The 466-nt window shown below is 70.2% G+C and carries 1 protein-coding gene; it reads right to left on the reverse strand.

Features of this window, described 5'->3' with window-relative positions:
* The coding region (locus ACLF6P_RS29960; protein WP_415954562.1) for an acyl carrier protein at positions 1-466 on the reverse strand (466 nt) is incomplete at both ends.

Below are 466 nucleotides of genomic sequence, written 5' to 3' on the forward strand. Positions count from 1 at the left end.
CCACTGTCGGTCGGTGGGGACGGTGTCGATGGCGTCGTGGCCTTGGGTGACGAGGGTCCAGAGGTCGTCGGGGGTGGTGACGTCGCCGGGGAAGCGGCAGGCCATGCCGACGATGGCGATGGGGTCGTCGTCGGTGTCTGTTGTGGTGGGGGTGGTGGGTGTGGGGGTGGGGGTGGTGTCGAGGCCGAGGAGTTCGGTGTGGAGGTGGTTGGCGAGGGTGTGGGGGGTGGGGTGGTCGAAGACGAGGGTGGAGGGGAGGCGGAGGCCGGTGGCGGTGTTGAGGCGGTTGCGGATCTCGACGGCGGTGAGGGAGTCGAAGCCGAGTTCGCGGAAGGCTTTGCCGGGGTCGACGGTGTCGGGGCTTGTGTGGCCGAGTACGGCTGCGATGTGGGTGCGGACCAGGTCGAGGAGTGTTCGTTCGGCCTGTTCGGCGGGCATCGCGGCGAGCCGGCCGGCCAGCGAACCC

It is taken from the genome of Streptomyces lothianensis, assembly GCF_047779955.1.
In the GTDB taxonomy this organism is placed as follows: Bacteria; Actinomycetota; Actinomycetes; order Streptomycetales; family Streptomycetaceae; genus Streptomyces.